Origin of the sequence: Pseudomonas sp. NPDC089996 (assembly GCF_044748405.1) — a bacterium.
In the GTDB taxonomy this organism is placed as follows: Bacteria; Pseudomonadota; Gammaproteobacteria; order Pseudomonadales; family Pseudomonadaceae; genus Aquipseudomonas.
Genome location: NZ_JBIVGA010000003.1, coordinates 343918 through 369569, shown reverse-complemented (window position 1 = coordinate 369569; position 25652 = coordinate 343918). Strand labels below are relative to the sequence as shown.

The following is a 25652-nucleotide window of genomic DNA, read 5'->3' as shown; positions in this document are numbered from 1 at the left end:
ATCTCTGTGGGAGCGGCCTTGCCGGGGCGCCGGACCGGTCGGAAAGGGCCGCATAGCGGCCCCCGGGTGTCAGCGATGACGCTAATATTGCTGGGGCTGCTTCGCAGCCCTTTCGCGACACGAGGCCGCTCCCACAAGGGCCTATTGATCCAAGGCAATCCCCCTATTGTTTCAACCTTTTTCCTGACCGCTCGATCCGCTATGCTCGGGGTCCACCCCGTGCCGGATACACCCCAGGAAAGAGGGCTCCATGATCCGCAGCAAACTGCCGAATGTCGGCACGACCATCTTCACTACCATGTCCCAGCTCGCCGCGCAGACCGGCGCGCTCAATCTGTCCCAGGGGTTCCCCGACTTCAACGGCCCGCAGGCGCTGCTCGATGCAGTCGGCCGGCACGTGGCCGCCGGGCATAACCAGTATTCGCCGATGACCGGCCTGCCGGCTCTGCGCCAGCAGGTGGCAGCCAAGGTCTCACGGCTGTATGGCGCCCAGGTCGATGCCGACCAGGAAGTGACCATCACCCCCGGCGCCACCGAAGCGATCTTCTGCGCCATTCAGGCGGTGATCCACGCCGGGGATGAAGTGATCGTCTTCGACCCCTGCTACGACAGCTACGAGCCCTCCGTGGAGCTGGCGGGCGGGCGCTGTGTGCATGTGCAACTGAGCGACGGTGACTTTCGCATCGACTGGCAGAAGTTCAGCGATGCCCTCAGCCCGCGCACGCGCATGGTCATCCTCAACTCGCCGCACAACCCAAGCGGTGCACTGATCACCCGTGAAGACCTCGACCAGTTGGCCCAGCTGATCGCCGAGCGCGATATCTACCTGGTCAGCGATGAAGTCTACGAGCACCTGATCTACGACGGCGTGCGCCACGCCAGCGTGCTGGCCCATGAGCAGCTGTATCAGCGTGCCTTCGTGATCAGCTCGTTCGGCAAGACCTACCACGTCACCGGTTGGAAGACCGGCTATGTGATCGCGCCGCCGGCCTTGAGCGCGGAACTGCGCAAGGTGCACCAGTACGTCAATTTCTGCGGCGTGACGCCCCTGCAATGCGCGTTGGCCGACTTCATGGCCGAGCACCCGGAGCACATCGATGAGCTGCCGGCCTTCTACCAGGCCAAGCGCGACTTGTTCTGCGACCTGCTCGAAGGCTCGCGTTTCAGCTTTACCCGCACGGCGGGCACCTATTTCCAGCTGGTGGACTACTCACAGATCCGCCCGGACCTGAACGATGTCGACATGGCGCTGTGGCTCACCCGTGAGCACGGTGTCGCGACCATCCCGGTGTCGGTGTTCTACCAGCAACCCATCCCCGAGCAACGCCTGGTGCGCCTGTGCTTTGCCAAACGTGAGGAGACGCTGCGCCAGGCAGCGGAAAAACTATGCGCGATCTGAGTGCACTGCCCAACCTGAAAGTCGCCTTGGTCCAGACGACCCTGGCGTGGCATGACCGTGAGGCCAACTACGCGCATTTCGAGGTACTGCTGGACCAAGCCCAGGGTGCCGATCTGGTGGTGTTGCCGGAGATGTTCACCACGGGTTTTTCCATGCAGTCGGAAACCCTGTGCGAGCCTGAGAACGGCCCGACCTACAAATGGCTCAAGGCCCAGGCCAAGCGCATCGATGCAGTGATTACCGGTAGCGTAATCATCCAGGCCGCCGACGGCAGCCACCGCAACCGCCTGCTGTGGGCGCGGCCGGACGGTGAGATCCTGCACTACGACAAGCGTCACCTGTTCCGCATGGCGGGTGAGCACAAGCATTACACCCCGGGCGAGCGCCAGGTGCAGTTCGAGGTCAAGGGTTGGCGGGTGCGCCCGCTGATCTGCTACGACCTGCGCTTCCCGGTCTGGAGCTGTGACGCCCAGGACACCGACTTGCTGCTGTATACCGCCAACTGGCCAGCGGCACGGCGCCAGCACTGGAACCGCCTGCTGCCGGCGCGAGGGATCGAGAACCTGTGCTATGTGGCGGCGGTGAACCGGGTGGGGACTGATGGCAAAGGCTTTGCCTATTCCGGGGACAGCCAGGTGCTGGACTTCCAGGGCGAGAGCCTGCTCAGTGCAGGGGAGGCGGACGGGGTGTTCACCGCAGTATTGAGCGCGGCGGAGCTGGCGGCTTACCGTACCAAGTTCCCGGCCAACCTGGATGCCGATACCTTCGAGCTGCACTGATAGCCTGTACCGGCCTCTTCGCGGGTAAACCCGCTCCCACAGGTTCTGCGCAGGACCTGAGGGCAGTGGGATTACCCGCGAAGAGGCCGGTACCAGCTACACCAATGGTTGGTCAGTACACATCCCGCCGGTAGCGCCCATCCTCGATCAGCTGCTGTACAGCCTCTTCCCCCAGCAAGCCGTTTAGTGCCGCATCCACGCCCGCCGCCATCCCTTGCAGGCTGCCGCAGACATATACACACGCCCCGTCAGCGACCCAGCGCTTGAACTCATCGGCCTGCTGCAGCAACACATCCTGCACATACACTTTCTCGGCCTGATCCCGCGAGAACGCCAGGTCCAGCCGCGACAGGTCGCCGCTGTCGAGCCAGCCGTGCAGCTCAGCCCCGCACAGCAGGTCATGCGCCCGGTTGCGCTCGCCGAACAGCAGCCAGTTGCGCTGCTCGCCCGCATTGACCCGCGCCCGGAGCAGGCTGCGCAGCCCGGCAAGGCCGGTGCCATTGCCGATGAGAATCATCGGCGCATCGGTCTCGGGCAGGTGGAAGCCACTGTTGCGGCGCAGGCGCAGGCTCAAGGTGCCGCCCTGTGGGAGGTACTCGGTCAGCCAGCCCGAACCCAGGCCGAGGTTGCCGTCGGCGTGGCGCTCCTGGCGCACGATCAGCTCCAGCACGCCATCGCTTGCGATCGAGGCGATCGAGTACTCGCGGCTACCGATTGGCACCAGTGCATCGACCAATGCCTGCGGATGCATGCCGAGCAGGTGATCGCGACGGCTCGGTAGCTGACGGCCAGCCAATGCCTGGCTCAAGGTTTGCTGCAGGCCATCGACTTGTACACTGGCGATAGCGTCCAATGCCATGCCGTGAAGGAACGCGTCGATCCGTGGCTGGCCATTGAGCGGCAGGATCTCCACCAGGTCACCGGCTTCCCAGCTGGTGGGCTCTTCAGGTTGCAAGCCCAGCAGGTAAACCGGCTGGCCTTGGCTGCCCGGGTTGAGCAGTTCGCGCTGCACCAGGGTCCAGTTGCCGAAGCTTGGCGGTTGCCAGGCGGTTACCGGTTGAGCGCCGGTCAGTTGCGCCAGTTCCTGCTGCCACTGCTGCAGAGCGGCCTGGTCGGCATTGTCCACTTCCACCGGGCTGAATGCGCTGCTGGCGCCACGCTCGCCAAGCCACGCCTGCAAGCGCCGGGCGAAGCCGCAGAAGTGCGGATACTGGCGGTCGCCGAGGGCGAGCAGGGCATAGCTGAGATTGTTCAGGGCCCACGGCTGGCCGAGGATCTTGCGTTCGAAGCCGCGTGCGCTGTCGGGCGCTTCGCCGTCGCCGAAGGTGCTGACCACGAACAGGGCACGGCGAGCCTGACGCAAATCTTCTTCACCCAGGTCGCCCAGGGCGCGTACTTGCACTGGCAAGCCGGCAGCCTGCAATTGCCCGGCACTCTGCCAGGCCAGTTGCTCGGCAAAGCCGCTCTGGCTGGCGAAGCCGATCAGCCAGCTGTCGCCGTTGCCCTGATGGCTGTCAACATTGCCGCGTGCGGCACGTACCTGGTGCTTCTTGCGCCGGCGGTCGAGGTACAGCAGCCAGCCGGTCACGAAGAACAGCGGCATGGTCAGGCTGGCGAGGGTGACGATGATGCGCCCCGGCAGGCCGAAGTATTCGCCGACGTGCAGGGCATAGACGCTCTGCAGCAGCTGCGCCTTGAAGGACTTGTCGGTGTAGCGGTCGTGGCTTTTCACCTGGCCGGTGGCCGGGTCGAGCACCAGGGTGTTGAACGCGCGCGGGTGAGCGGCGTCTTCGAGCAGGTAGAACAGGTTGGCCGGCTGGCCTCCCGTTGGCGGCAGCCGCAGGTTGTAGGCGGCCAGACCCGGGCCGGCAGCGTCCCTGAGGTTGGCCCAGATGGCGTCGTAATCGACCACCAGCGGCGGCGCGTTCTTGTCGACCTTGGGCGGGCCATGGCGGCCACGGCCTTCGCCGCGCTTCTGTTGCTGGCCGGCGGCAGGTTCGTCAGCCAGCAGTTTATTCAGGCCCGAGCGATACCATTCGTAGGACCAGAACAACCCGGTCAGGGCAAACAGGAGGTAGAACAGCAGGCACCAGGTACCGGCCACGGCGTGCAGGTCCCAGTTGAAGGCGCGGCCTTTCTTGGCCCAGTCGAATGTCAGCCAGGTGCGCCAGTTCAGCGCCTTGCGTGGCCAGCGCAGGTACAGGCCGGACAGGCAGAAGAACACCAGCATCAGGGTGCAGGCACCGGTGATCTGCCGGCCCGTGTCGCCCATGGCGAGGAAGCGGTGCAGGGTCAGCATCAGGTTGAAGAAGCCTTGCCCGGCCGCATCGCCCTTGAGCTCACCGGTGTATGGGTCGGCGTAGCGCAGTTGGCCACGGCGCTCGCCGGGTGGTGGGGTGAAGAAGATGCGGGCGGCGTTGCCTTCACGCACATCCACCCACAGCATCGACACTTTCTCGCCCTGCACGGCTTCGACCCGGCGTACCAGCTCGGCGGGTGGCAGGACACCTTCGGTGCGCACTTCGACCTTGAGCACATCGGCGTTGAACGCGCGCAGCAGTTCTTCCTGGAACGAGTAAAGCGCCCCGGTGATGCCCATCAAGGCCAGCACCAGGCCAGCGGTGATGCCAAAGAACCAGTGCAATTGGAACAGCGTCTTCTTCACCACATCTCTCACCTTGTGTTGCTGCCACAAACCGCGCGGCGTGCATTATGCCTTGATACGCAAAAGCCCCGTTCACTGGAATGAACGGGGCTCGGCGGTGTTTCGTTAGAAGTGGACGCTGGTGGTCAACAAGGCAGTCCGCCCGGCCGCCTGGTTGGCGAAGTGGGTGGAGAAGGCCTTGTCGTAGTACACCTCGTTGGTCAGGTTCTGCACGTTCAGCTGCAGGTCGACGTTCTTGGTCAGCTTGTAGGCGGCCATGGCGTCGTAGCGCACGTAGCTGTCGACCATGGTGGTGTTGGCCACGCTGCCATACACGTCATCCACGTAGAAGGCGCCGCCACCGACGGTCAGCTTCGGCGTGATCGAGTAGGTGGTCCACAGGCTGGCGCTGTTGTTCGGCGTGTTCGGCAGCTGGTTGCCGTCGTTGGCCTTGCCCAGCGGGCCGCCGTCGATCTGCCGCGCTTGCATGTAGGTGTAGCCGGCGAACACTTGCCACTTGTCGGTGATCTTGCCGCTGGCCGACAGCTCTATGCCTTGCACGCGGGTCTCGCCGACGTTTTCGTAGCTGGTGGTATCCACCTGGACGCGGGCGTTTTCCTTCTCAGTGCGGAACAGTGCGGCAGTCAGGGACAGACGCTCGTCGAGCAGGTCCCACTTGGTGCCGATTTCATAGTTGGTGGTTTCTTCCGGCTCCATGTCGCTGCTCAGCAGGTTGCCGGAGCGGTCGGTGCTGCCGCCCAGCGGGTTGCCTTCCATGCCTTCGCCAAGCAATGCACCTGGTGGCGTCGCAGAGGTAGCGTAGGACACGTAGATGCTGCCGTTCTCCGCCGGTTTCCATACCAGGCCCAATTGGCCGGTGAAGAATTCACTGACGTCATCGCCCTTGGCGGTGGTGGTGCCAGCGGCGTTGTACGTCTTGTAGTCGGTATCGAAGTGATCGTAACGCAGGCCCATGTTGAGCAGCCATTCTGGCGACAGTTCGAGGGTGTCGAACACGTAGATCGCACGGGTGTTGCTCTTGGTATCGGTGCCTGCGTAGTTGCGCGCAATGCTGCCGTTCCAAGGATCGTCCGGGTTCGGATTGCTCAGCGAGGTACAGTTGTAGCCACTGCTGGCACCGATCATGCCAGGGGTGCAATTGGTGTTGGCAGCGCCGCCCGGAACGGTGTCGGTGTTGACGGTGTAGGACGAGCGGTCACTCTCTTCTCGGCTCAGCTCGATACCGGTGGAAAAGCTGTTCTTCAGGCCGCCCAGGTAGAACTCGCCGAACAGGTCGGTCTGGTTGGTAGTGGTGGCGGTGTTGCCAACGCGGGTGTTGGCGCGGCGCCAGACGCTGCCGTTGTTGACGTTGCCCTTGCTGTCGTCGGGCTGGGTCAGGATGTAGTCCTGCATGCTGTTGCCGTGACGGAAGGTGTTCTTGACGGTCAGCGCGTCGGTCAGGTCGTGCTCGATGGCGAAGGTGGCGATGTCGACACGGGTCTTGCGAAAATCACGGTCGGTCAGGCCGTAGAAGTTGTCGCTGTCGCCGCCATCGTTCGGCTTGCTCGGGTGCGCAGAGGTGCGCGCGCCGCTGCCACCGGTCGGGATGGTGTACGGGATGCCCGAGTCTGGCAGGTCGTCGCTTTCCAGGTGGTAATAGTCGAGGTTCACGCGGGTCGCAGTGCCCAGGCCGAAGGCCAGCGACGGGGCGATACCCCAACGGTCGTAGTTGACCTTGTCGCGGCCGGCGACATTGCTTTCGTGGGTCATCAGGTTCAGGCGGCCGGCAACGGTGTCGCTGAACTGGTAGTTGCCATCGAAGGTGTAGCGCTGGGTCTGGTCGCTGCCCCAGGTCCAGGCGCCGTCGAGGGAGTTGCCCAGGTGGGCACGCTTGCTCACCAGGTTGATGGTGCCGCCAGCGGCGCCACGGCCACCAATGGCCGAGTTCGGGCCCTTGGCCACTTCGACCGATTCGATGGCAAAGATTTCGCGGGTCTGGGCGCCGGTGTCGCGCACGCCGTCCAGGTAGGTGTCACCCTGGGCGTCGAAGCCGCGGATGAACGGGCGGTCGCCTTGCGGGTTGCCGCCTTCGCCGGCGCCAAAGGTGATGCCCGGCACGGTGCGCAGGGCGTCCTGCAGGGTCAGGGCGTTGGTGTCCTTGATCACTTGCTGCGGGATGACGGTGACCGAACGCGGGGTGTCCACCAGCGGTGCGGTGTACTTCTGCGAGGAGGCCTTTTCGACCTTGTAATCGGTGCTGGCCTGTTCAGCCTTGCCATTGACGCTGGTGGCGTCGAGCGTGACGGCATTGCTGGCGGCCGGGTCGGCGGCGTAGGCGCCGGAAGCGCTGAGGGCGACGCCGATGGCCGAGACGATCAGGCGTGGTGAGCTCACTGCAGATGGTACGTGACGCATTGTTGTAGACCTTCCCCAAGGTATGAAGGCCGCGGATGGTAATGTAAGCAAATGTTAAGCACAATTGAGACTCGTTACCATTCGTTATGAATTTACAATCTTTACAAATTCTCTTTACGTTTTGCGGGTGCTGAATCGTCTAAGGCACGGGCAGGGCTTGTGCGACGTAAAAGGGAATCAATATCATTGACGCCTTTACAGATCTTAACGGTGCCCCCGCCATGCTGCTTCATATCCCAGGGTTGTTCGACGCCGATGAACTGGCCCGTATTCGCGAGGCGCTGGAGCAGACTGACTGGGCCGACGGCAAGGTCACGGCCGGGTACCAGTCGGCCAAGGCCAAGCACAACCTGCAGCTGCCGGAAGGGCACCCGCTGGGCAAGGAAATCGGCAGCGCGCTGATCGACCGCTTGTGGCAGACCCCGCGTTTCATGTCGGCGGCTTTGCCGCACAAGGTGTTCCCACCGCTGATCAACTGCTACCGCGAGGGCGGCAACTTCGGCTTCCACATCGACAACGCCCTGCGCCAGCCCAAGGGCAGCGCGGAACGGGTGCGCACCGACCTGTCCTCGACCCTGTTCCTCAGCGACCCGGACAGCTACGACGGCGGCGAACTGGTGATCCAGGACACCTACGGCGTGCAGCAGGTCAAGCTGGCGGCTGGCGACCTGGTACTGTACCCCGGCACCAGTCTGCACAAGGTCAACCCGGTGACCCGTGGTGTACGTTACGCGGCGTTCTTCTGGACCCAGAGCCTGGTCCGCGAGGACAGCCAGCGAGCGTTGCTGTTCGAAATGGACAATGCCATCCAGCAACTCACCGCCGATGTGCCGGACCATCCGTCCTTGCTGCAACTGACCGGTACCTACCACAACTTGCTACGCCGCTGGGCAGAGGTCTGAACCATGTCCTATCAGCTGCGTCGTGAAGAAGTGGTGGATGCTGCCGGCCTGCAGGCCATGCTCGAACACAGCCCCGGCAAGGCGGCCCAGGCGATCCTGGCAGCGGCGGGGGAAGGCCTGGTCGAGGCACAGTTGCTGCTTGGGCAAATACTGCTCGATGGCCGTGGCATCGAGCAGGATGCCGGTGTCGCCCGGCGCTGGTTCGGCATTGCGGCACAGGGTGGCAGTGCCATGGCGCACAACATGCTCGGGCGCTGCCTGGAACATGGCTGGGGCGGTGAGGTGAACCTGGCGCAGTCGGCCATTCACTATGCCCTGGCGGCCGATGCCGGGCTTGATTGGGGGCTGTACAACCTGGGCAACCTGCTGGCCACCGGGCGGGGTCTGCCGGCCAACCAGGCCCAGGCGCTGGCCTGCTACGAGAAGGCGGCGCAGATGGGCCATGCCAAGTCGATGAACTTGTATGGGCGTTATCTGGAGCATGGCATCGCCACCGCGCCGAGCCCGGTGCGGGCGGTACGCTGGTATCGGCGCTCGGCCGAGGCGGGGGATTTTCGTGGGATGTTCAGCCTGGCGATGGTGTTGGCCGAGCGAGGCGAGATGCTTGAGGCCGGGCGTTGGCTGGCGCAGGCGCAAGTGGAGGGCAACATGAATTTTCTGCGCAGTGCGCTGGTGAGCTTGCAAGGAGCGGGGCCAGAATTCATGGCCTTTGCAGGGCGGTATGCCGAAGAGATCGAACAGCGCGAGAGGTGAGAGCGCCCTTGCTGGCTTGCTTGCGGCGCCCCGGCAACTTGGTGATCGGCCAGTAGTTCTTCCAGATTACTGTCTGTATGCCTTTCGGGGATGTTGAACGCCCATTCCGCGAGGGTTTGACATGCCACTCATACAAGAACGTTCTTTTATCGCCACCCTGACCTCCACTACACCTGGATATGAAGGCATTCTCGACTCCGTCGAATCCAAGACCATCCCGGCCTCGCGTTGCAATGATTGGCTCACGGTTGCGCCAGGCCACAGTGTCGCTTCGCAGCAGCGTTTCTGGTTTGGTTATTACGAGGGTATGCAGCCAGGTTACCGCATTCTCACTGTAGAGTCGGAAGAGGGCGCATCCCATAGGGATGCCTGGGACCTCGGGCGCGGAGATTGCGTTGGCTACTACGCGAAGGTTTCCACACCGCTGTTGTGGCGAATCTGGGTCAAGGGCGAGGCGCTTGCCATCCCGGAGGTCAGCGAATATGCAGGGGTGACAATTGCCGCAGTGGGCAGTGTACCGATCGGCGTGCGTAACCGAAAACGCTGGGAGGACCGCTATGTCAGCGCCGGAGCGCCGAACAAATTGATCATGCTGATGAACGTCAGCGAAGTGAACGTACCAGACTTCGACAGCTTTTCGAGGTTTCGACGCCGCTGAGCGGGCATGAAAACGGGGCCTTTCGGCCCCGTTCTGCATTACAGGTAGTAAGCCTTCAGCGGCGGGAAGCCGTTGAATTCCACCGCGCTGTAGCTGGTGGTGTAGGCACCGGTCGACAGCCAGTACAGGCGGTCACCGATCGCCAGGTTCAGTGGCAGGCCGTACTTGTAGTTTTCGTACATGATGTCGGCGCTGTCGCAGGTCGGGCCGGCGATGACCACTTCTTCGGCTTCGCCTTTCTTCTCGGTCCAGATCGGGAACTTGATGGCTTCGTCCATGGTTTCGATCAGGCCGGAGAACTTGCCCACGTCGGTGTAGATCCAGCGCTCGACGGCGGTGCGCGACTTGCGTGCGACCAGCACCACCTCACTGACCAGAATACCGGCGTTGGCAATCAGCGAACGGCCTGGCTCGAGGATGATTTCCGGCAGCTCGTCACCGAAGTCTTCCTTCAGGAAGCGGATGATCTCTTCGGCGTAGGTTTCGAGGCTGTTGGTACGGGTGATGTAGTTGGCCGGGAAGCCGCCACCCATGTTTATCAGCTTCAGCTCGATGCCGTCTTCTTCCTTCAGGCGCTCGAAGATCACCTTGACCTTGGCGATGGCCGCATCCCATACGCTGATGTCGCGCTGTTGCGAACCGACGTGGAACGAGATGCCGTAAGGCACCAGGCCCAGATCACGGGCGAGGATCAGCAGGTCCATGGCCATGTCGGTCTGGCAGCCGAATTTGCGCGACAGTGGCCAGTCGGCAGTGGTCGAGCCTTCGGTGAGGATACGCACGTAAACCTTCGAGCCCGGTGCGGCCTTGGCGATGTTGCGCAGGTCGGCTTCGGAGTCGGTGGCGAACAGGCGCACGCCCTTCTCGAAGAAGTAGCGGATATCCTTGGACTTCTTGATGGTGTTGCCGTAGCTGATACGGTCGGCACTGACACCGCGGTCCATGACCTTGTCCAGCTCGTAGATCGAGGCGATGTCGAAGCTCGAGCCTTTCTCTTTGAGCAGGTCGATGATTTCGACAGCCGGGTTGGCCTTGACCGCGTAGTACACCTTGGCGAATTCGAAACCAGCACGCAGGTCGTCATAGGCCTGGCTGATCATCTGGGTGTCGATGAGTACGAACGGGGTTTCCTGCTTGTCGGCGAACGCCTTCATTTTCTGGAAGGTGTCACGCGCGAAATAGTCTTCGACCTGGATCGACATGCTCAGGGACTCCATGGGCAAACTGAAAGATTAAGTGGCTGCAAACTGAACGTCCTCCGTATCCCCACTTTGGTTCGCCTACTCAGTACTTGAGCCGGATGGATCGTTTCCAGCATGGACGTTCGGCGCGCACTTTAGGGCGTGAAGAATGCAGAATCAACAGGCAATCCGGGTGCGATCGTCGTGGATCGACGCCCTACCCGTTGAATAACCGACTCGCATGACCGCCTGATGTTCCCCACCGTGTTTCAAGCGTAAAAAATTGTGGAATGGATCGCGTTGACCCCTTCGCGGGTAAACCCGCTCCTACAGGGTTTTCGCAATTCCTGCGGGAGCGGGTTTACCCGCGAACGGGCCTGCGGTGTTCATATTTATGGCCACAATCCCCTGGTACTCCCGTACCTGAAAAAGACCGTAAATTTTTTATTACCGACTGGCGGATTTGCTGGTTTTGATGAGAAACATTACTATTCGCACCCTCATCCGCCTCCCTGATGACCCCGAACGTGTCCGGACCCAAAGGCTTCCTCGACCACTACCATGAGCTGATCGGCACCTGGACGCGCAAGTTGCGCAGTCGTCAGCAGGCCGAGGACCTCACCCACGATGCCTTTGTTCGGGTACTGGAAAACCCGCGCGAGCAGGTCGAGCAGCCACGTGCCTATCTGCACCAGACCGCTCGCAACATTGCCGTGGACGGGTTTCGCCGCGAAGACAGGCGCCAGGCGCTGGAGCTGGAAGCCTTCGATGAAGTCAGCAGCACCAGCGACGACCCTGAAGCCTATGTGCATGCCCTGGAGCTGGCCGACAGCGTCGAGCGTGCATTGGCGGAGTTGCCGTTGAACTGCCGCCGGGTGTTCATCTGGCAGAAGCTCGAAGGCCTGAGCCAGGCCGAAATCGCCGAGCGCATGGGTTTGACCAAGAACATGGTCGAAAAGTATATGATTCGCACGCTCCGGCATCTGCGTGAGCACCTGGATGTGTCGGCACGATGAGTCAGGAGACCTTTCCCATGAAACAGCACGGTTCCGAGACCGTCCGTGAGCAGGCGGCCGCATGGTTCGTCCGCATGCAGGACGCGCCGCGCGATGCCACGCTGCAAAAGCAGCTGCGTGCCTGGCTTGCCGCCGACCCCAGCCATCGTGCCGAGTACGATGCTCTGGCCACGGTCTGGAACGCGGCGACGTTGATCCCGCGCGACCGCCTCGAAGCGCTGTGCGAGCCGGACCCGGTGCGCCAGCTGCCGCAGCGGCGCCTGCTGCGCCAGGCCCTGGCGGCGAGTGTGGCGGTGGTGGCGCTGGGGCTGGGCTGGATGGGCTGGCACTATCAGCAACTCAATCACCAGGGCAGCCTGCAGACTGCGCTTGGCGAGCGCCGCCAGGTCGATCTGCCCGATGGCTCGCACCTCGAGCTCAACGGAGCCACTCAGCTGCAGGTCGATTTCAGCCCAGGCCGCCGACACATTCAGTTGAACGCCGGTGAGGCGATGTTCATTGTTGCCCACGACAGCAGTCGGCCGTTCGTGGTCGATACCGCCCAGGGTAGCGTGACCGTGACTGGCACCCGTTTCGATGTGCGTCTGGACCCGGCCGCGACCCGGGTGGCGGTCGAGCAGGGCTCGGTGCGCGTGCAGGGCAGCGATGCTTCGCTGGCACAACTGGGGGCGGGTCAGGGGTCCTACATCGACGCGCACGGCCAGGTTGCCGCGCCTTATGCGGTCAACGCCGCCACACTGACCGCCTGGCGCCAGGGCAAGCTGGTGTTCGACAACGCCACCCTTGCCGAAGTGGTGGCCGAAGTGTCGCGCTATCGTGCCCAACCACTGCGCGTGGCACCGGGCAAGGTTGCCCGGATGCGCATCTCCAGCACCTTCAGCACCGATGACACGGATGCGCTGCTGCGTGCCTTGCCGAGCATCCTGCCGGTGGCGATCAAGGCCCATGAAGACGGCTCTCGCGAAATAATCGCGAAATAGATTCAGGTTTTTTTCCGCTCGTTCGTCTTCCCCGCCAGCTGCAACTGCCAAGCATTTCCATTCGCATGCGGTTGGCGTTTATTCCTTCTTCAGGATGTTTCGACGACGTGAACAACAACAAAGCTTTCCCACGCCTGAGCGCCCTGGCGCTGGCCCTGGCGGTCAGTGCCGCCGCCGTCAATGCCCAGGCCGATCAGGCCGGCAGCGCAATCCAGATCCAGGCGCAACCTTTGGCCTCGGCATTGAGCCAGTTGGGCCAGCAGACCAATCTGCAGCTGTTCTTCAGCCCTGAACTGGTGGCTGGCAAGCAGGCTCCGGCGGTGTCCGGCAACCTGGCGCCCGAGCAGGCGCTGCAGCAACTGCTGCAGGGCAGCGGGCTGACGTACGAGAAGTCCGAAGACACGGTGGTGGTGAAGCCGGCCCAGGCCGCTGGCACGCTGACCACCGGGAGCCTTGAGCTGGCGCCCACCGACGTGAAGGTGGTCGGTGACTGGCTGGGCGATGCCGACCAGGCCGTGGTGCAGAATCACCCCGGCGCGCGCACCGTGGTGCGCCGCGAAGCGATGGTGGAAAAGGGCGCGATGAACGTGCGCGATGTGTTGCGCGGCATTCCGGGCGTGCAGGTGCAGGACAGCAACGGCACCGGTGGCAGTGACCTGTCGCTGAACGTCGGTGTGCGCGGCCTGACCTCGCGGCTGTCGCCGCGCTCGACCGTGCTGATCGACGGCATCCCGGCGGCATTTGCGCCCTATGGCCAGCCGCAGTTGTCGATGGCACCGATCTCTTCGGGCAACCTCGACAGCATCGACGTGGTGCGCGGTGCCGGCTCGGTGCGCTATGGCCCGCAGAACGTCGGCGGGGTGATCAACTTCGTTACCCGGGCGATTCCCGAAAAGGCTTCGGCAGAACTGTCCACCACGCTGGAAACCTCCCAGCACGGCGGCTGGAAGCACACTGAGTCAGCGTTCGCCGGCGGCACTGCCGACAACGGCATGGGCGTTGCGTTGCTCTATACCGGGGTGAACGGCAACGGTTACCGTGAAAGCAACAACGGCAACGACATCGACGACGTCATCCTCAAGACCCACTGGGCGCCGACCGACGTCGATGAGTTCTGGCTCAACTTTCACTACTACGATGGCCGTGCGGACATGCCCGGTGGCCTGACTCAGGCTCAGTACGACAGCAGCCCGTACCAATCGCTGCGTGATTACGACTACTTCGCCGGCCGGCGCAAGGACGTGTCGTTCAAGTGGCAGCGCCAGCTCGATGATGCCACCCAGTTCGAAGTGCTGACCTACTACACCGATAGCTTCCGTGGCAGCGCCATCGCCGCGCGCGACATGAAGACCCTGTCGTCCTACCCGCGCAATTACCACACCTTCGCCATCGAGCCACGGCTGTCGCGGATCTTCTTCGCCGGCCCCACCACCCAGGAAGTCAGCGTCGGCTACCGCTACCTGAAAGAAGCCATGCGCGAGCAGTCGACCCGCCTGGCACTGATCGACAACGTCCCGACGCCCACCCCGACCTCCGACGGTCACGTGTTCCAGGACCGCAGCGGCGGCACCGAGGCCAGCGCCTACTACATCGACGACAAGATCGATGTCGGCAACTGGACCATCACTCCGGGCATCCGCTTCGAGCACATCAACACCGACTGGCGCGATCGCCCGGTGCTGGATGCCAACAACCGCCCGGTGGCAGAAAAAAAACGCAGCATCACCAGCAACGAGCCATTGCCGGCGTTGAGCGTGATGTACCACATCTCCGATGCCTGGAAGCTGTTCGCCAACTACGAGACCTCGTTCGGCAGCCTGCAGTACTTCCAGCTGGGCCAGGGCGGCACTGGCAACAGCACGGCCAATGGCCTGGAACCGGAGAAGGCCAAGACCTACGAGGTCGGTACCCGTTATGACAACGGTGGTTTCGCCGGCGAGCTGACTGCGTTCTACATCGACTTCGATGACGAGTTGCAGTACATCAGCAACGACGTGGGCTGGACCAACCTCGGCGCGACCAAGCACCAGGGTATCGAGGCTTCGGTACGCTACGACCTGGCGGGGCTGGACCCACGCCTGGATGGGCTCTCGGTGAGCGGTGGCTACACCTATACCCGCGCGACGTATGAAGGTGAGATCCCGGGCTTCAAGGGCCGTGACCTGCCGTTCTATTCACGCCAGGTGGCCACGGCAGGCGTGCGTTATGCAATCAACCGCTGGACCTGGAATCTGGATGCCTACGCCCAGTCCAAACAGCGTGCGCCGGGGACCGGGATCAATGCCGATGGCAGCTTCAACGGTGACTACATCACCGAGCCGAGTGCCGATGGGCAATACGGTGATATTCCGGGTTATGTGACCTGGCATGCCCGTGGCGGGTATGAGTTCGGGGCGGACATGTCCAACCTGAAGCTGGCGGCGGGGGTGAAGAATCTGTTCGACAAGCAGTATTTCACCCGCTCCAGCGACAACAATGCCGGCCTCTATGTGGGTGAGCCACGGACCTTCTATGTGCAGGCCAGTGTAGGGTTCTGATCCGAGATTGCAGGGGCCGCTTTGCGGCCCTTTCGCGACACAAGGCCGCTCCTACAGGAAACCGAGTTCCCTTGTAGGAGCGGCCTTGTGTCGCGAAAGGGGTGCAAAGCACCCCCAGCAATTACGAAACCACCGCCTCGGCCGGCGAAACGATGCTGGTCTTCGCCCCACGGGAGCGCCCCGAGCTCAGGTAAGCCGCAATCGACTCCTGGGTTACCTCGCCCAAAAACACCTGCTCGGCATCCAGCACCGGCAACCACGCGCGGTTGAACTCATACATCCGCGACAACAGGATGCGCAGGTGCTCGTCATGCGAAGCCGTGGCATTGAACGCTCGCAGGAAGTCGCCACAGGTCCCTTGCTGGCGGTGCATGTCACGCCGGCGCACATACCCCAGCGCCTTGTTCTGCCCGTCGGTCACCACCACATAACGGCGGTCGTGCTCGTCGAGCAGCTCCAGCGCATCGCTGACCGGCGTCTCGGGGCTCACCGACGGTGCGTTGTCTGCCGCATCCTCGGCACGCACCAGCAGCAGGCGCTTGAGCGTGCTGTCCTGGCCGACGAAATTGCTCACGAAGTCGTCCACCGGGTGCGCCAGCAAGGTGTCCGGGTGGTCCAGCTGCAGCAGCTTGCCAGCGCGGAAGATGGCGATCTTGTCGCCCAGCTTGATCGCCTCGTCGATGTCGTGGCTGACCATGATCACGGTCTTGTTCAGCGCCCGTTGCATCTCGAAGAACTCGTTCTGGATCATCTCGCGGTTGATCGGGTCGACCGCACCGAACGGTTCGTCCATCAGCAGCACTGGCGCTTCCGCCGCCAATGCGCGGATCACGCCGATGCGCTGCTGCTGGCCACCGGACAGCTCGCGCGGGTAGCGCTGCAGGTACTGCTTGGGTTCGAGCTTGATCATGTGCATCAGTTCGCGGGCGCGCTCGTGGCACTTCTGCTTGTCCCAGCCGAGCAGGCGCGGGACCACGGTGATGTTTTCCTCGATGGTCATGTTGGGGAACAGGCCGATCTGCTGGATCACATAGCCGATGTGGCGGCGCAGGGTCACTTCGTCGAGCGCGCTGGTGTCTTCGCCGTTGATGAACACCTGGCCGGAGGTCGGTGTGATCAGGCGGTTGATCATCTTCAGGGTGGTGCTCTTGCCGCAGCCCGAGGGGCCGAGGAACACGCAGATTTCGCCTTCGTTGACGGTGAGGCTGACCGAATCGACGGCTTTGACGTCCTTGCCGTTGACGTTGAAGGTCTTGCTGAGGTTCTTGAGTTCGATCATGAGCGCAGTCCTTCTGGAGTCAGGGCACGTTGCAGGGTTTGCAGGAGCAGGTCGGCGATGATCGCCAGCAGGCTGACCAGTACAGCGCCGACCAGCAGCATCGACATGTCGCTGCGGCTGATGGAGGTGAGGATGAGCACGCCCAGGCCGCCGGCGCCGATGGTGGCGGCGATGGTCATGACGCCGATGTTCATCACCACGGCGGTACGCACGCCGGCGAGGATCACCGGCACGGCGATGGGCAGCTCGACCATGCGCAGGCGCTGGCCGAAGGTCATGCCGATGCCGCGCGCCGCTTCACGGATGCCGGGCTCGACGTTGGTCAGGGCCAGGTACGTGTTGCGCAGGATCGGTAGCAGTGAATAAAGGAATACCGCAGTGATTGCCGGCAGCGGGCCGAGGCCCTGGCCGAACTTGGAATAGAACGGCAGCAGCAGGCCGAACAGGGCAATCGAAGGGATTGTCAGCAGCACCGTGGCGCTGGCCTGCAGCGGGCCGGCGACGGCCGGGAAGCGGGTCATCAGGATGCCCAGGGGTACGCCGACGATGATCGCCAGGGAAACCGCCGTGCCGACCAGCATGATGTGCTGCCAGGTCAGTTGCGCGACCTGGGCCCAGTCGAGGTGGGCGAATGTATCGAGCAGGCTCATGGGGTCACCTCCTTGAGGGGATGCTCACGCAGGAAGGCGGCGGCCACTGCAGTCGGGTTCTGGTGATCGACGTCGACCTTGGCATTGAGCTGGCGCATGGTTTCGTCGTCGAGCTGTTCGGCCAGTGGCTTGAGCAGGCCGACCAGTTTCGGGTTGGCGTCGAGCACCTGTTTGCGCACCACCGGGGCGGCGGTGTAGTCGGGGAAGTAATGCTTGTCGTCTTCCAGCAACTTCAGGTTGAACGCGCTGAGGCGGCCGTCGGTGGTGTACACCAGGCCTGCGAACACCTGGTTGTTGTGCATGGCGGTGTAGACCAGGCCAGCATCCATCTGACGGATGTTGGCGCGCCCCACTTGCAGGTCGTACATTTCTTTCAGGCCGACCAGGCCATCGGGGCGGTTGGCGAACTCGGTGTCCAGTGCCACCAGGTGCTTGCGCTGGCTTTCGTCACGCAGCACTTGGTTGAGGTCGCTGATCGTGTTGACCTGTGGATAAGCCTCGGCGACCTGCTTGGGCAGGCCAAGCGCGTAGGTGTTGCTGAACTTCGACGGAGTCAGCCAGATCAGGTCTTTCTTCGCGTCCAGCTGCTTGACCCTGGCGTAGGTGGCTTCGGCGCTGGGCATGCGCTCGTCGATGTGGTTGTACGACACCAGCGAAACGCCGGTGTATTCCCACATCAGGTCGAGCTGCCCGGTCTCCTGGGCCTGGCGCGCAATGCTGCTGCCAAGGCCGGTGGTGACGCGCACGTCGAAGCCGTGGGCTCGCAGGTATTGCGCGGTGATTTCGGCGAGCACGGTCTGTTCGGTGAACACCCGCGCGCCGATGCGGATCAGCGGGTTTTCCGCTGCCTGGGCAAATCCTGCGAACAGCAGGGCCGCGCCCAGCAACAAGGCGATTCTCTTCTTCATGGGTTCCCTCGGGTTATCCAGCCAGGCCACGTTCCAGCCAGCGCTTGCTGGAGAAACTCACCACCGCATCCAGCACCAGCGCCAGCAGTGCGGTGCAGGCGGCACCGAGCAGCAGTTGTGGCTGGTTGTTCAGGGCGATGCCGGGGAAGATCAGGCTGCCCAGGCTGTTGGCACCGATCAAAAAGGCCAGCGGTGCAGTGCCGACGTTCAGCGCCAGGGCCACGCGCACGCCGCCGACGATGATCGGCACGGCGTTGGGCAGCTCCACCTGCCAGAGTTGCTGGCGCGGGGTCATGCCGATGCCGGTGGCGGCTTCCTTGAGCGAGGCGGGGACGTTTTTCAGGCCTTCGTAGGTGTTGCGCACGATGGGCAGGAGGGAGGCGAGGAACAGCGCGAAGATCGCGGGTCCGGCGCCGATGCCCAGGATACTCAGGGCGATGGCCAGAACGGCCAGGGGGGGAACGGTGTTGCCAACGTTGAAGAACTGCATGAAGCGCTCGGCTTTGTCGACCCGGTGCGGTCGACTCAAGGCAATGCCGGCGGGGATGCCCACGGCCAGCGCCGCCGCCATCGAAGCCAGCACCAGTACCAGGTGCGCTTGCAGGTAGAACCCAAGATCGTCGCGATAACGCGCGATCGTGTTGATGCCGATCCAGTGGATCAGCAGGGCCAGGATGACGAGCACGGTGGCGCATCCCAACAGCCCTTTACCGTAGCTTTTTGCCACAGGCGGACTCCTTGTGTTGTCGGCGAGCACACTTCTTTTATTGCCGGCCTTGGTTGGCGGCGGTGGGTGTGTTCGCGAGTAGCAGCGTGAAGCAACCGAAGGCTGCGATCAGGCCATGAGCCGAACCCCGTCGGGCCCGAAAATGCTGATGTAACCAGTCCCCAACCGAAGCGGGTTGCAGGGGAGTGGACGTCTCCGTGGGCGTAAAGGTTCCCATCTGAGGCGGCATTTGGCCAGCGTTAATCACTGGTGAGATGGAAATTACTCACGAAAAATAAGCGCAAATCCTACTTCAAGGCGTTGAATTCACTGCTACCGGTCCACCTTCACCGATGGACAAAATTCCTATCTCGATTTTCTCAATATCTACTTGAGGGAATATTCCTCTGGGGGTAATTTACGGGTGTGGACGATCAGATTTTGTGAGGAGTTCGAAAGCGACTTCGAGGCTTTGGATGACAACATTCAGGAGCGAATGCTGGGTCATCTGAGGTTGCTGCAATCTTCAGGGCCGGCGCTTGGGCGTCCTCACGTCGATACGCTAAACGGTTCCCGGTTTGCGAACATGAAAGGCGGTATGGCGAGTCGCATTCGCCTTTGATCCTGATCGCCAGGCTGTCATTCTGGTGGCCGGTGACAAGGCAGGAGCGAGAGAGCAGAGGTTTTATCAGGAGTTGATCAGGCGCGCAGATGCCCGTTTTGATAACCACCTGTCTAAAGGAGAAAAAGATGTCCAAGACACTTGATGAGGTCATAGGCGCATTGCCCCCGGAGCGTAGGGAGCGAGTAGAGCAACTGGGGCGTCAGTTGATCCGCGAAGAAATGACTCTTCAGGCGCTGCGCAGGCAACTCGAATTAACCCAGGAAGGCCTGGCTGGACGTCTGGAGATTCGTCAGGGCAACATTTCCAAAGTGGAGAAGCGCAGTGACATGTTGATCTCGACTTTACGCAGCTATGTGGAGGCATTGGGCGGGACATTGGAGCTCGTTGCGCACATGCCGGGTCGTCCACCTGTCACGCTTGAGGGTTTTAGTGAGGAGCAGGCAAAACGCGCATGACTGCTAATGATTAATCAGCGGACGGGGATCAAACTTTGGTCCCCGCCCAACTTCAGGTATGATATCGCCCCTTTTCAAATCCCCCAGTCAGGCGATTTCCCATGACCAACCAGGCCGCCGAAGTCGCGAAGCGCCGCACTTTCGCAATCATTTCCCACCCCGACGCCGGTAAGACCACCATCACCGAGAAGCTCCTGCTGATGGGCAAGGCCATTGCCGTCGCCGGTACCGTGAAGTCGCGCAAGTCCGACCGCCACGCCACCTCCGACTGGATGGAAATGGAGAAGCAGCGCGGCATCTCCATCACCACCTCGGTGATGCAGTTCCCGTACCGCGAGCACATGATCAACCTGCTCGACACCCCCGGCCACGAAGACTTCTCGGAAGATACCTACCGCACCCTGACCGCGGTGGACTCGGCGCTGATGGTGCTCGACGGCGGTAAAGGTGTAGAGCCGCGGACCATCGCCCTGATGGACGTATGCCGCCTGCGTGACACGCCGATCGTCAGCTTCATCAACAAACTCGACCGTGACATCCGTGACCCGATCGAGCTGCTCGACGAGATCGAAGCGGTGCTGAAGATCAAGGCCGCGCCAATCACCTGGCCGATCGGTTGCTACCGTGACTTCAAGGGTGTGTATCACCTGACCGGCGACTACATCGTGGTCTACACCCCGGGCCACGGCCACGAGCGCACCGAAGCCAAGATCATCCAGAACCTGGACTCCGACGAGGCCCGCGCGCACCTGGGCGACCAGTACGATTCGTTCGTCGAGCAACTGGAGCTCGTGCAGGGCGCCTGCCACGAGTTCAACCAGGAAGAGTTCATCAACGGTCAGCTGACCCCGGTGTTCTTCGGTACCGCGTTGGGCAACTTTGGTGTCGACCATGTGCTCGACGCTGTCGTCGACTGGGCGCCGCGCCCGCTGGGCCGCGTGGCCCACGAGCGGACCGTCGAGCCTGTGGAAGAGAAGTTCACCGGCTTCGTGTTCAAGATCCAGGCGAACATGGACCCGAAACACCGCGACCGTATCGCCTTCATGCGCATCTGCTCGGGCAAGTACGAGAAGGGCATGAAGATGCGCCATGTGCGCCTGAACAAGGACCTGCGCATCGGCGACGCGCTGACCTTCTTCTCCTCCGAGCGTGAGCAGCTGGAAGAGGCCTATGCCGGCGACATCATAGGCCTGCACAACCACGGCACCATCCAGATCGGCGACACCTTCACCGAAGGCGAGGCGCTGGGCTTCACTGGTATCCCACACTTCGCGCCGGAGCTGTTCCGCCGCGTGCGCCTGAAGGACCCGCTGAAATCCAAGCAGCTGCGTCAGGGCCTGCAGCAGCTGGCCGAAGAAGGCGCGACCCAGGTGTTCTTCCCGGAGCGCAGCAACGACATCATCCTCGGTGCGGTCGGTGTGCTGCAGTTCGACGTGGTCGCCAGCCGCCTGAAGGAAGAGTACAAGGTGGAATGCGCCTACGAGCCGATCACCGTATGGTCGGCCCGCTGGATCGGCTGCGACGACAAGAAGAAGCTCGAGGAATTCCAGAACAAGGCCATGGAAAACCTGGCCATCGACGGTGGCGGTCACCTGACCTACCTGGCGCCGACCCGGGTCAACCTGTCGCTGATGGAAGAGCGCTGGCCGGACATCAAGTTCCGGGCTACCCGCGAGCATCATTAATCAGTGAAATTGGGGCCGCTTTGCGGCCCTTTCGCGACACAAGGCCGCTCCTACAAGGGATCGCATGTCCCTGTAGGAGCGGCCTTGTGTCGCGAAAGGGCTGCAAAGCAGCCCCATATCAATTCCCGGCCTTGATGCTGGTCCAGATCCGGGTCCTGATGCGGTCGATCTTCGCCGGCATGGCCTCCAGCGCATACAGCTTGCCCATCACATCGTCGCTCGGGTAAATCATCGTATTACCCTTTATCGCCGGCTCCACCAGTCCGTCCGCCTTGAGGTTGCCGTTGGCATACTGCACATGGTTGCTGATGTTGGCCATCACCTCCGGCTGCAACAGGTAGTTCATGTAGGCATACCCGGCTTTTTCATCCGGTGCATCGGCCGGCATGGCCACCATGTCGAACCACATCGGCGCACCTTCCTTCGGGATCGAATACCCTACCTTCACCCCGTTCTTCGCCTCTTCGGCCCGGTTCTTCGCCTGCAGCACATCCCCCGAGAAGCCCACCACCACGCAGATATCGCCGTTGGCCAGGTCACCGGTGTACTTCGATGAGTGGAAGTAGCTGATGTACGGCCGCACCTGCATCAGCAGCGCCTTGGCCTTGTCGTAGTCGGCCGGGTTCTGGCTGTGGTGTGGCAGGCCCAGGTAGTGCAGGGCGATCGGCAGCAGTTCGGGGCCGTTGTCCAGTACCGCGACGCCGCAGCTCTTCAGCTTGCTCATGTACTCGGGCTTGAAGATCAGGTCCCAGGAATCCACTGGCGCATTGTCGCCGAGCACCGCCTTGACCTTGTCGATGTTGTAGCCAATGCCGGTGCTGCCCCACAGGTACGGGAAGCCGTACTGGTTGCCCGGGTCGTTGACCTCCAGCGCCTTCATCAGCACCGGGTTGAGGTTGTGCCAGTTGGGCAGCTGCGACTTGTCCAGCGGCTTCAGGGCCTTGCCTTGAATCTGCCGGGCCATGAAGTGGTTGGACGGGAACACCACGTCGTAGCCGGAGTTGCCGGTCATCAGCTTGCCGTCGAGGGTCTCGTTGCTGTCGTACACGTCATAGGTCGGCACGATGCCGCTGGCCTGCTGGAAGTTCTTCAGCGTGTCGGGCGCGACGTAGCTGGACCAGTTGTAGATCTTCACCGTTTCGGCGGCGCTGGCGACGCTGGCGGCCAGCATCAGGGGAGCGAGAAGGAGCGTGCGCATGTCGGTTTTACCTTGCTTTGTCTGTTGTTATCGAAGGCAGGCGATCAGCGGATCAGAAAATCAGAACGTAGGTCTTGCGCACGGTCTCCTGGATGTCCCAGATGCCGGTGCTGTTGGCCGGTAGCATCAGTGCGTCTCCGGCTTCTATGAACAGAGGCTCGCCACCGTCGGGGGTGAAGGTGCAGCGGCCCTTGATGAAGTGGCAGAACTCCTGCTGCACGATCTGTCGCCGCCAGCGCCCGGGGGTGCACTCCCAGATGCCGGTTTCGACGCCGTCGCTGCGTTCCACGCAGGTGACCGAAGCCAATGCCACGGGTTCGCCAAGCGGCACCGCGACCGGGTTGGCGCTTTCGAGCACGGCGCTGTCTGTGTGTTTGAACTGGGTGATGCTCATGACCGGTGGGTCCTGTGTCGGGGTAAGGGAAGTCAGTGCATGAAGCCTTCCATGAAGTCCGCAAGGGAGCTGGCCAGGCGCCGCCTCCAGGGCGCGCTGGCGGGATTGGCGAGGGTCCGGTCCTCGTGGACGAAGCTCTGGATGATCGCGTTGTAGCCGAGCCAGCGGCAGGGCTCGGGCGGCCAGCTGGCCAGGCTCGCAACCGGGCGATTGTCGAGCACCCAGGGTTGCGCGGTCAGCTGGTTGTGCTGGTTGAGGATCAGCGCCGCCAGCGTGCGCCCACCGAGGTTGGTGGCACCGACACCTTCGCCGCCGTAGCCGCCGGCCAGGGCGATGCCGCGCTGGCGGTCGCAGAGCATGTGCGGGCGGAAGCGCCGCGCCATGCCCAGGTTGCCGCCCCAGGAATGGGTGATGCGTGCGTGCCTGAGCTGCGGGAACAGTTCGCTGAACAGGTAGCGACGCAGTTCGATTTCGTGCTCGTCGAGGTTGAAGTTCTCGCGCAGCCGGCCGCCGAAGCGATAGCCGCCGCGGGCGCCGAACACCAGGCGGTTGTCGGCGGTGCGCTGGCCGTAGGTGACCTGGCGGCTGCTCTCGCTGAAGGCCTGGCCCTGGCTCAGGCCGATCTGCTCCCAGGTCGAGTCCGGCAGCGGCTCGGTGGCGACCAGCAGGCTCTGCACCGGCAACTGGTGCTTGCCCAGCGGCGGCAGGCTGGCGGCATACCCTTCAACGGCGGGTACCATCCATTGGCAGCGGATGCGCGCCAGTGGCGAGCGTACTTCGCCGGGCTGCCAGTCGATGGCCGGGGTGTTCTCGTAGATCGTCACGCCCAGCGCTTCCACGGCCCGGGCCAGGCCACGGGCCAGCTTGGCCGGCTGAATGGTCGCGGTGTGCGGGCTGTAGATCGCGCCGTAGGCATTGCTGACCCGCAGTTGCGTGTCCAGCTGCTCGGGGCGCAGCCAGCGGTAGTCGTCTTCGGTCATGCCTTGGCGATACAGGTCATCGAGGTAGGCGCGCAGGCTGCGCTCCTGCTCCGGGTAGCGCGCAGCGCAATACAGCACACCGCCTTTGCGGTAGTCGCAGTCGATGCCTTCTCGCTGCAGCACGCTGTGCACTTCATCCGGTATGCCGTGCAACAGGTCGATGCTGGCGCGGCGCTGCTGCGGCGACAGGGTGGCGAGCAGGCGGTCTTCGCCGAGCAGGTTGCCCATCAGCCAGCCGCCATTGCGCCCCGAGGCGCCGAAGCCGGCGATGTTGGCCTCGATCACCGCGATGCTCAGTTGAGGCGCCTGGCGCTTGAGGTAGTAGGCGGTCCATAGCCCGGTGTAGCCGGCGCCGATGATGCACACATCGACTTCAAGGTCCTGGCGCAGGGCTGGGCGCGCGCACAGCGGCTCGTCGAGCTGGTCCATCCACAGGCTGAGCGTGCGCAGGGGTTGCATCGGGTTTTGCTCCACATCCGTCAAGGTCTGTGGGCGATGCTAGTGGTGTCGGCCGGTGGCTGTCTTACGTGCGTGCACGCAGGGAAATTTGCTTGAGATAGGCCTTGGGGGTGAGGCCGGTGTGTTCGCGAAAGCACTTGTAGAACGCCGACAGCGAGTTGAAACCGGCATTGAATGCCAAGTCGTCGATCGGCGCCTCGACGCTGTCGTCGTCGAGGCTGGCCATCAGGTGCTGCAGGCGCGCCTGGTTGACGTAGCGGTAGAAGCTTTGCCCGAGCACCTGGTTGAGCAGGTAGGAGATCTGGTTGCGGCTGTAGCCGCTGGCGTCGGCCACCTGCTGCAAGTCCAGCTCCGGGTCGAGGTAGGGGCGCTGGCGCTGGAAGTAGTGCTCCAGGTCCTGGGCCATGGTCGACAGCTGCCGCGGCGACAGGCCCAGGCGGCTGGTGGCCGGGCGCGGGCCGCTGCTGACCAGGCCGTTGCCGTTCTGGCGAACCAGGGTGGCGTACTCGTTGACCCGCCAGATCAGGCCGTCCTTGACGGTGATCGCTTCGCTGGACTGGAACGCCACCAGGCCGTCGCCACCTTGCACCGTGACCTGGTACTGGATGAAAGCGGTGCAGCCGTCGACGCGAATGCGGTCGCTGTGGACGATGTCTTCGCCGGCTTCATGGGGCAGGCAGGCGCGCACGTATTCGCGCAGCTCGCCGTAGCCGAGCACGCGGTTCTGGAAGAAATCGTGGTACTGGATGTCGGGGTGGTACAGCGCGATCACACCGTCGAGGTCACGGTGCTTCCAGCACAGGTGGTAGCGCAGCACGGTGTCGGCGGTGTGCGGGGTCTGCTCGGGGCCGTCGGGGAGAGTGGTGGCGGTCATGGAACTGGATAGTGCATTGCAGAACACCCAGGCGCAAGGGTGCGGATCAGGCGTTTTGCATGGTTTCTTCACAAGGGTTGTGAGATAAGTGATTGATTCATATGAATGTAATTTTTTGATACCGATGGCATGGCAGGTGCACCGGTCTAATCACCATCGAACAAGGAGAAAGGCC

General features: G+C 62.8%; 23 protein-coding genes. 12 read left to right on the top strand and 11 right to left on the bottom strand.

All coding sequences use genetic code 11. The annotated features are described in order from the left end of the window. Positions 1–250 precede the first annotated feature (250 nt). The gene (locus tag ACIPW4_RS07200; protein WP_400656184.1) at positions 251–1399 is read left to right on the top strand and encodes a pyridoxal phosphate-dependent aminotransferase; all 1149 of its coding nucleotides are present in this window, start codon (positions 251–253) and stop codon (positions 1397–1399) included. Then, positions 1387–2178, top strand: coding sequence for an amidohydrolase (locus ACIPW4_RS07195; RefSeq protein WP_400656182.1), 792 nt, complete (start codon positions 1387–1389; stop codon positions 2176–2178). Before ACIPW4_RS07200 ends, ACIPW4_RS07195 begins: the two co-directional genes overlap by 13 nt. 112 nt (positions 2179–2290) lie before the next feature. Here ACIPW4_RS07195 and ACIPW4_RS07190 read toward each other — a convergent pair whose 3' ends face one another. Continuing rightward, positions 2291–4846: a PepSY domain-containing protein gene (locus ACIPW4_RS07190; protein ID WP_400656180.1), complete on the bottom strand. Its 2556-nt coding sequence runs from the start codon at positions 4844–4846 to the stop codon at positions 2291–2293. A 102-nt stretch (positions 4847–4948) separates the two neighbouring features. Beyond that, positions 4949–7237: a TonB-dependent receptor gene (locus tag ACIPW4_RS07185; protein WP_400656178.1), complete on the bottom strand. Its 2289-nt coding sequence runs from the start codon at positions 7235–7237 to the stop codon at positions 4949–4951. Positions 7238–7458: 221 nt separating this feature from the next. Between ACIPW4_RS07185 and ACIPW4_RS07180 the strand changes: the two genes are divergently transcribed. The 3 genes from ACIPW4_RS07180 to ACIPW4_RS07170 all read left to right on the top strand — a co-directional run bounded on the left by ACIPW4_RS07180 (position 7459) and on the right by ACIPW4_RS07170 (position 9550). Then, positions 7459–8139: a Fe2+-dependent dioxygenase gene (locus ACIPW4_RS07180; protein WP_400656175.1), complete on the top strand. Its 681-nt coding sequence runs from the start codon at positions 7459–7461 to the stop codon at positions 8137–8139. A gap of 3 nt (positions 8140–8142) precedes the next feature. After that, complete coding sequence (locus tag ACIPW4_RS07175; RefSeq protein WP_400656173.1) at positions 8143–8892, top strand: tetratricopeptide repeat protein; 750 nt, start codon at positions 8143–8145, stop codon at positions 8890–8892. A 121-nt stretch (positions 8893–9013) separates the two neighbouring features. Next, complete coding sequence (locus ACIPW4_RS07170) at positions 9014–9550, top strand: hypothetical protein (protein WP_400656171.1); 537 nt, start codon at positions 9014–9016, stop codon at positions 9548–9550. Between the two features lie 38 nt (positions 9551–9588). On the opposite strand, the gene ACIPW4_RS07165 is transcribed toward ACIPW4_RS07170, so the two are convergent. After that, positions 9589–10752 (bottom strand): type III PLP-dependent enzyme, encoded by a 1164-nt coding sequence (locus ACIPW4_RS07165; protein ID WP_400656168.1) that lies wholly within the window; start codon positions 10750–10752, stop codon positions 9589–9591. Between the two features lie 494 nt (positions 10753–11246). Here ACIPW4_RS07165 and ACIPW4_RS07160 point away from each other — a divergent pair, with 494 nt between their 5' ends. The 3 genes from ACIPW4_RS07160 (at position 11247) to ACIPW4_RS07150 (ending at position 15264) form a co-directional block, all read left to right on the top strand. Next, positions 11247–11747: an RNA polymerase sigma factor gene (locus ACIPW4_RS07160; protein ID WP_400656165.1), complete on the top strand. Its 501-nt coding sequence runs from the start codon at positions 11247–11249 to the stop codon at positions 11745–11747. Between the two features lie 17 nt (positions 11748–11764). Next, on the top strand, positions 11765–12727 hold the full coding sequence (locus ACIPW4_RS07155; RefSeq protein ID WP_400656163.1) for a FecR family protein: 963 nt from the start codon (positions 11765–11767) through the stop codon (positions 12725–12727). Between the two features lie 107 nt (positions 12728–12834). Continuing rightward, complete coding sequence (locus ACIPW4_RS07150; RefSeq protein ID WP_400656160.1) at positions 12835–15264, top strand: TonB-dependent siderophore receptor; 2430 nt, start codon at positions 12835–12837, stop codon at positions 15262–15264. A 121-nt stretch (positions 15265–15385) separates the two neighbouring features. Here the strand turns inward: ACIPW4_RS07150 and ACIPW4_RS07145 are convergent, their stop codons facing one another. The 4 genes from ACIPW4_RS07145 to ACIPW4_RS07130 are packed head-to-tail and all read right to left on the bottom strand — an operon-like array spanning position 15386 to position 18828. Then, a complete protein-coding gene (locus tag ACIPW4_RS07145; RefSeq protein ID WP_400656158.1) occupies positions 15386–16543 on the bottom strand; it encodes a betaine/proline/choline family ABC transporter ATP-binding protein in 1158 nt (385 codons plus the stop codon). Further along, positions 16540–17193 carry an ABC transporter permease gene (locus tag ACIPW4_RS07140; protein WP_400656156.1) on the bottom strand — a complete coding sequence of 218 codons (654 nt, stop codon included), beginning with the start codon at positions 17191–17193 and terminating at the stop codon, positions 16540–16542. The genes ACIPW4_RS07145 and ACIPW4_RS07140 overlap by 4 nt, the downstream gene beginning before the upstream one ends. Further along, positions 17190–18101 carry a glycine betaine ABC transporter substrate-binding protein gene (locus tag ACIPW4_RS07135; protein WP_400656154.1) on the bottom strand — a complete coding sequence of 304 codons (912 nt, stop codon included), beginning with the start codon at positions 18099–18101 and terminating at the stop codon, positions 17190–17192. The genes ACIPW4_RS07140 and ACIPW4_RS07135 overlap by 4 nt, the downstream gene beginning before the upstream one ends. Before the next feature lie 13 nt (positions 18102–18114). Continuing rightward, positions 18115–18828, bottom strand: coding sequence for an ABC transporter permease (locus ACIPW4_RS07130; protein ID WP_400656151.1), 714 nt, complete (start codon positions 18826–18828; stop codon positions 18115–18117). Between the two features lie 475 nt (positions 18829–19303). Between ACIPW4_RS07130 and ACIPW4_RS07125 the strand changes: the two genes are divergently transcribed. From ACIPW4_RS07125 to ACIPW4_RS07110, 4 genes are all read left to right on the top strand, one after another. Next, positions 19304–19429 carry a hypothetical protein gene (locus ACIPW4_RS07125; protein ID WP_400656456.1) on the top strand — a complete coding sequence of 42 codons (126 nt, stop codon included), beginning with the start codon at positions 19304–19306 and terminating at the stop codon, positions 19427–19429. 25 nt (positions 19430–19454) lie between these two features. Continuing rightward, on the top strand, positions 19455–19574 hold the full coding sequence (locus ACIPW4_RS07120; RefSeq protein ID WP_400656149.1) for a hypothetical protein: 120 nt from the start codon (positions 19455–19457) through the stop codon (positions 19572–19574). Continuing rightward, positions 19558–19887 (top strand): transcriptional regulator, encoded by a 330-nt coding sequence (locus ACIPW4_RS07115; protein WP_400656146.1) that lies wholly within the window; start codon positions 19558–19560, stop codon positions 19885–19887. The genes ACIPW4_RS07120 and ACIPW4_RS07115 overlap by 17 nt, the downstream gene beginning before the upstream one ends. 101 nt (positions 19888–19988) lie before the next feature. Further along, positions 19989–21572: a peptide chain release factor 3 gene (locus tag ACIPW4_RS07110; RefSeq protein WP_400656144.1), complete on the top strand. Its 1584-nt coding sequence runs from the start codon at positions 19989–19991 to the stop codon at positions 21570–21572. A gap of 118 nt (positions 21573–21690) precedes the next feature. On the opposite strand, the gene ACIPW4_RS07105 is transcribed toward ACIPW4_RS07110, so the two are convergent. The 4 genes from ACIPW4_RS07105 to ACIPW4_RS07090 form a co-directional block, all read right to left on the bottom strand. After that, a complete protein-coding gene (locus tag ACIPW4_RS07105) occupies positions 21691–22770 on the bottom strand; it encodes a polyamine ABC transporter substrate-binding protein (RefSeq protein ID WP_400656142.1) in 1080 nt (359 codons plus the stop codon). Positions 22771–22822: 52 nt separating this feature from the next. Then, positions 22823–23164 carry a cupin domain-containing protein gene (locus ACIPW4_RS07100; RefSeq protein WP_400656140.1) on the bottom strand — a complete coding sequence of 114 codons (342 nt, stop codon included), beginning with the start codon at positions 23162–23164 and terminating at the stop codon, positions 22823–22825. A 32-nt stretch (positions 23165–23196) separates the two neighbouring features. After that, positions 23197–24603, bottom strand: coding sequence for an NAD(P)/FAD-dependent oxidoreductase (locus tag ACIPW4_RS07095; protein ID WP_400656138.1), 1407 nt, complete (start codon positions 24601–24603; stop codon positions 23197–23199). Positions 24604–24667: 64 nt separating this feature from the next. After that, complete coding sequence (locus ACIPW4_RS07090; protein WP_400656136.1) at positions 24668–25477, bottom strand: helix-turn-helix domain-containing protein; 810 nt, start codon at positions 25475–25477, stop codon at positions 24668–24670. Positions 25478–25652 lie beyond the last annotated feature (175 nt).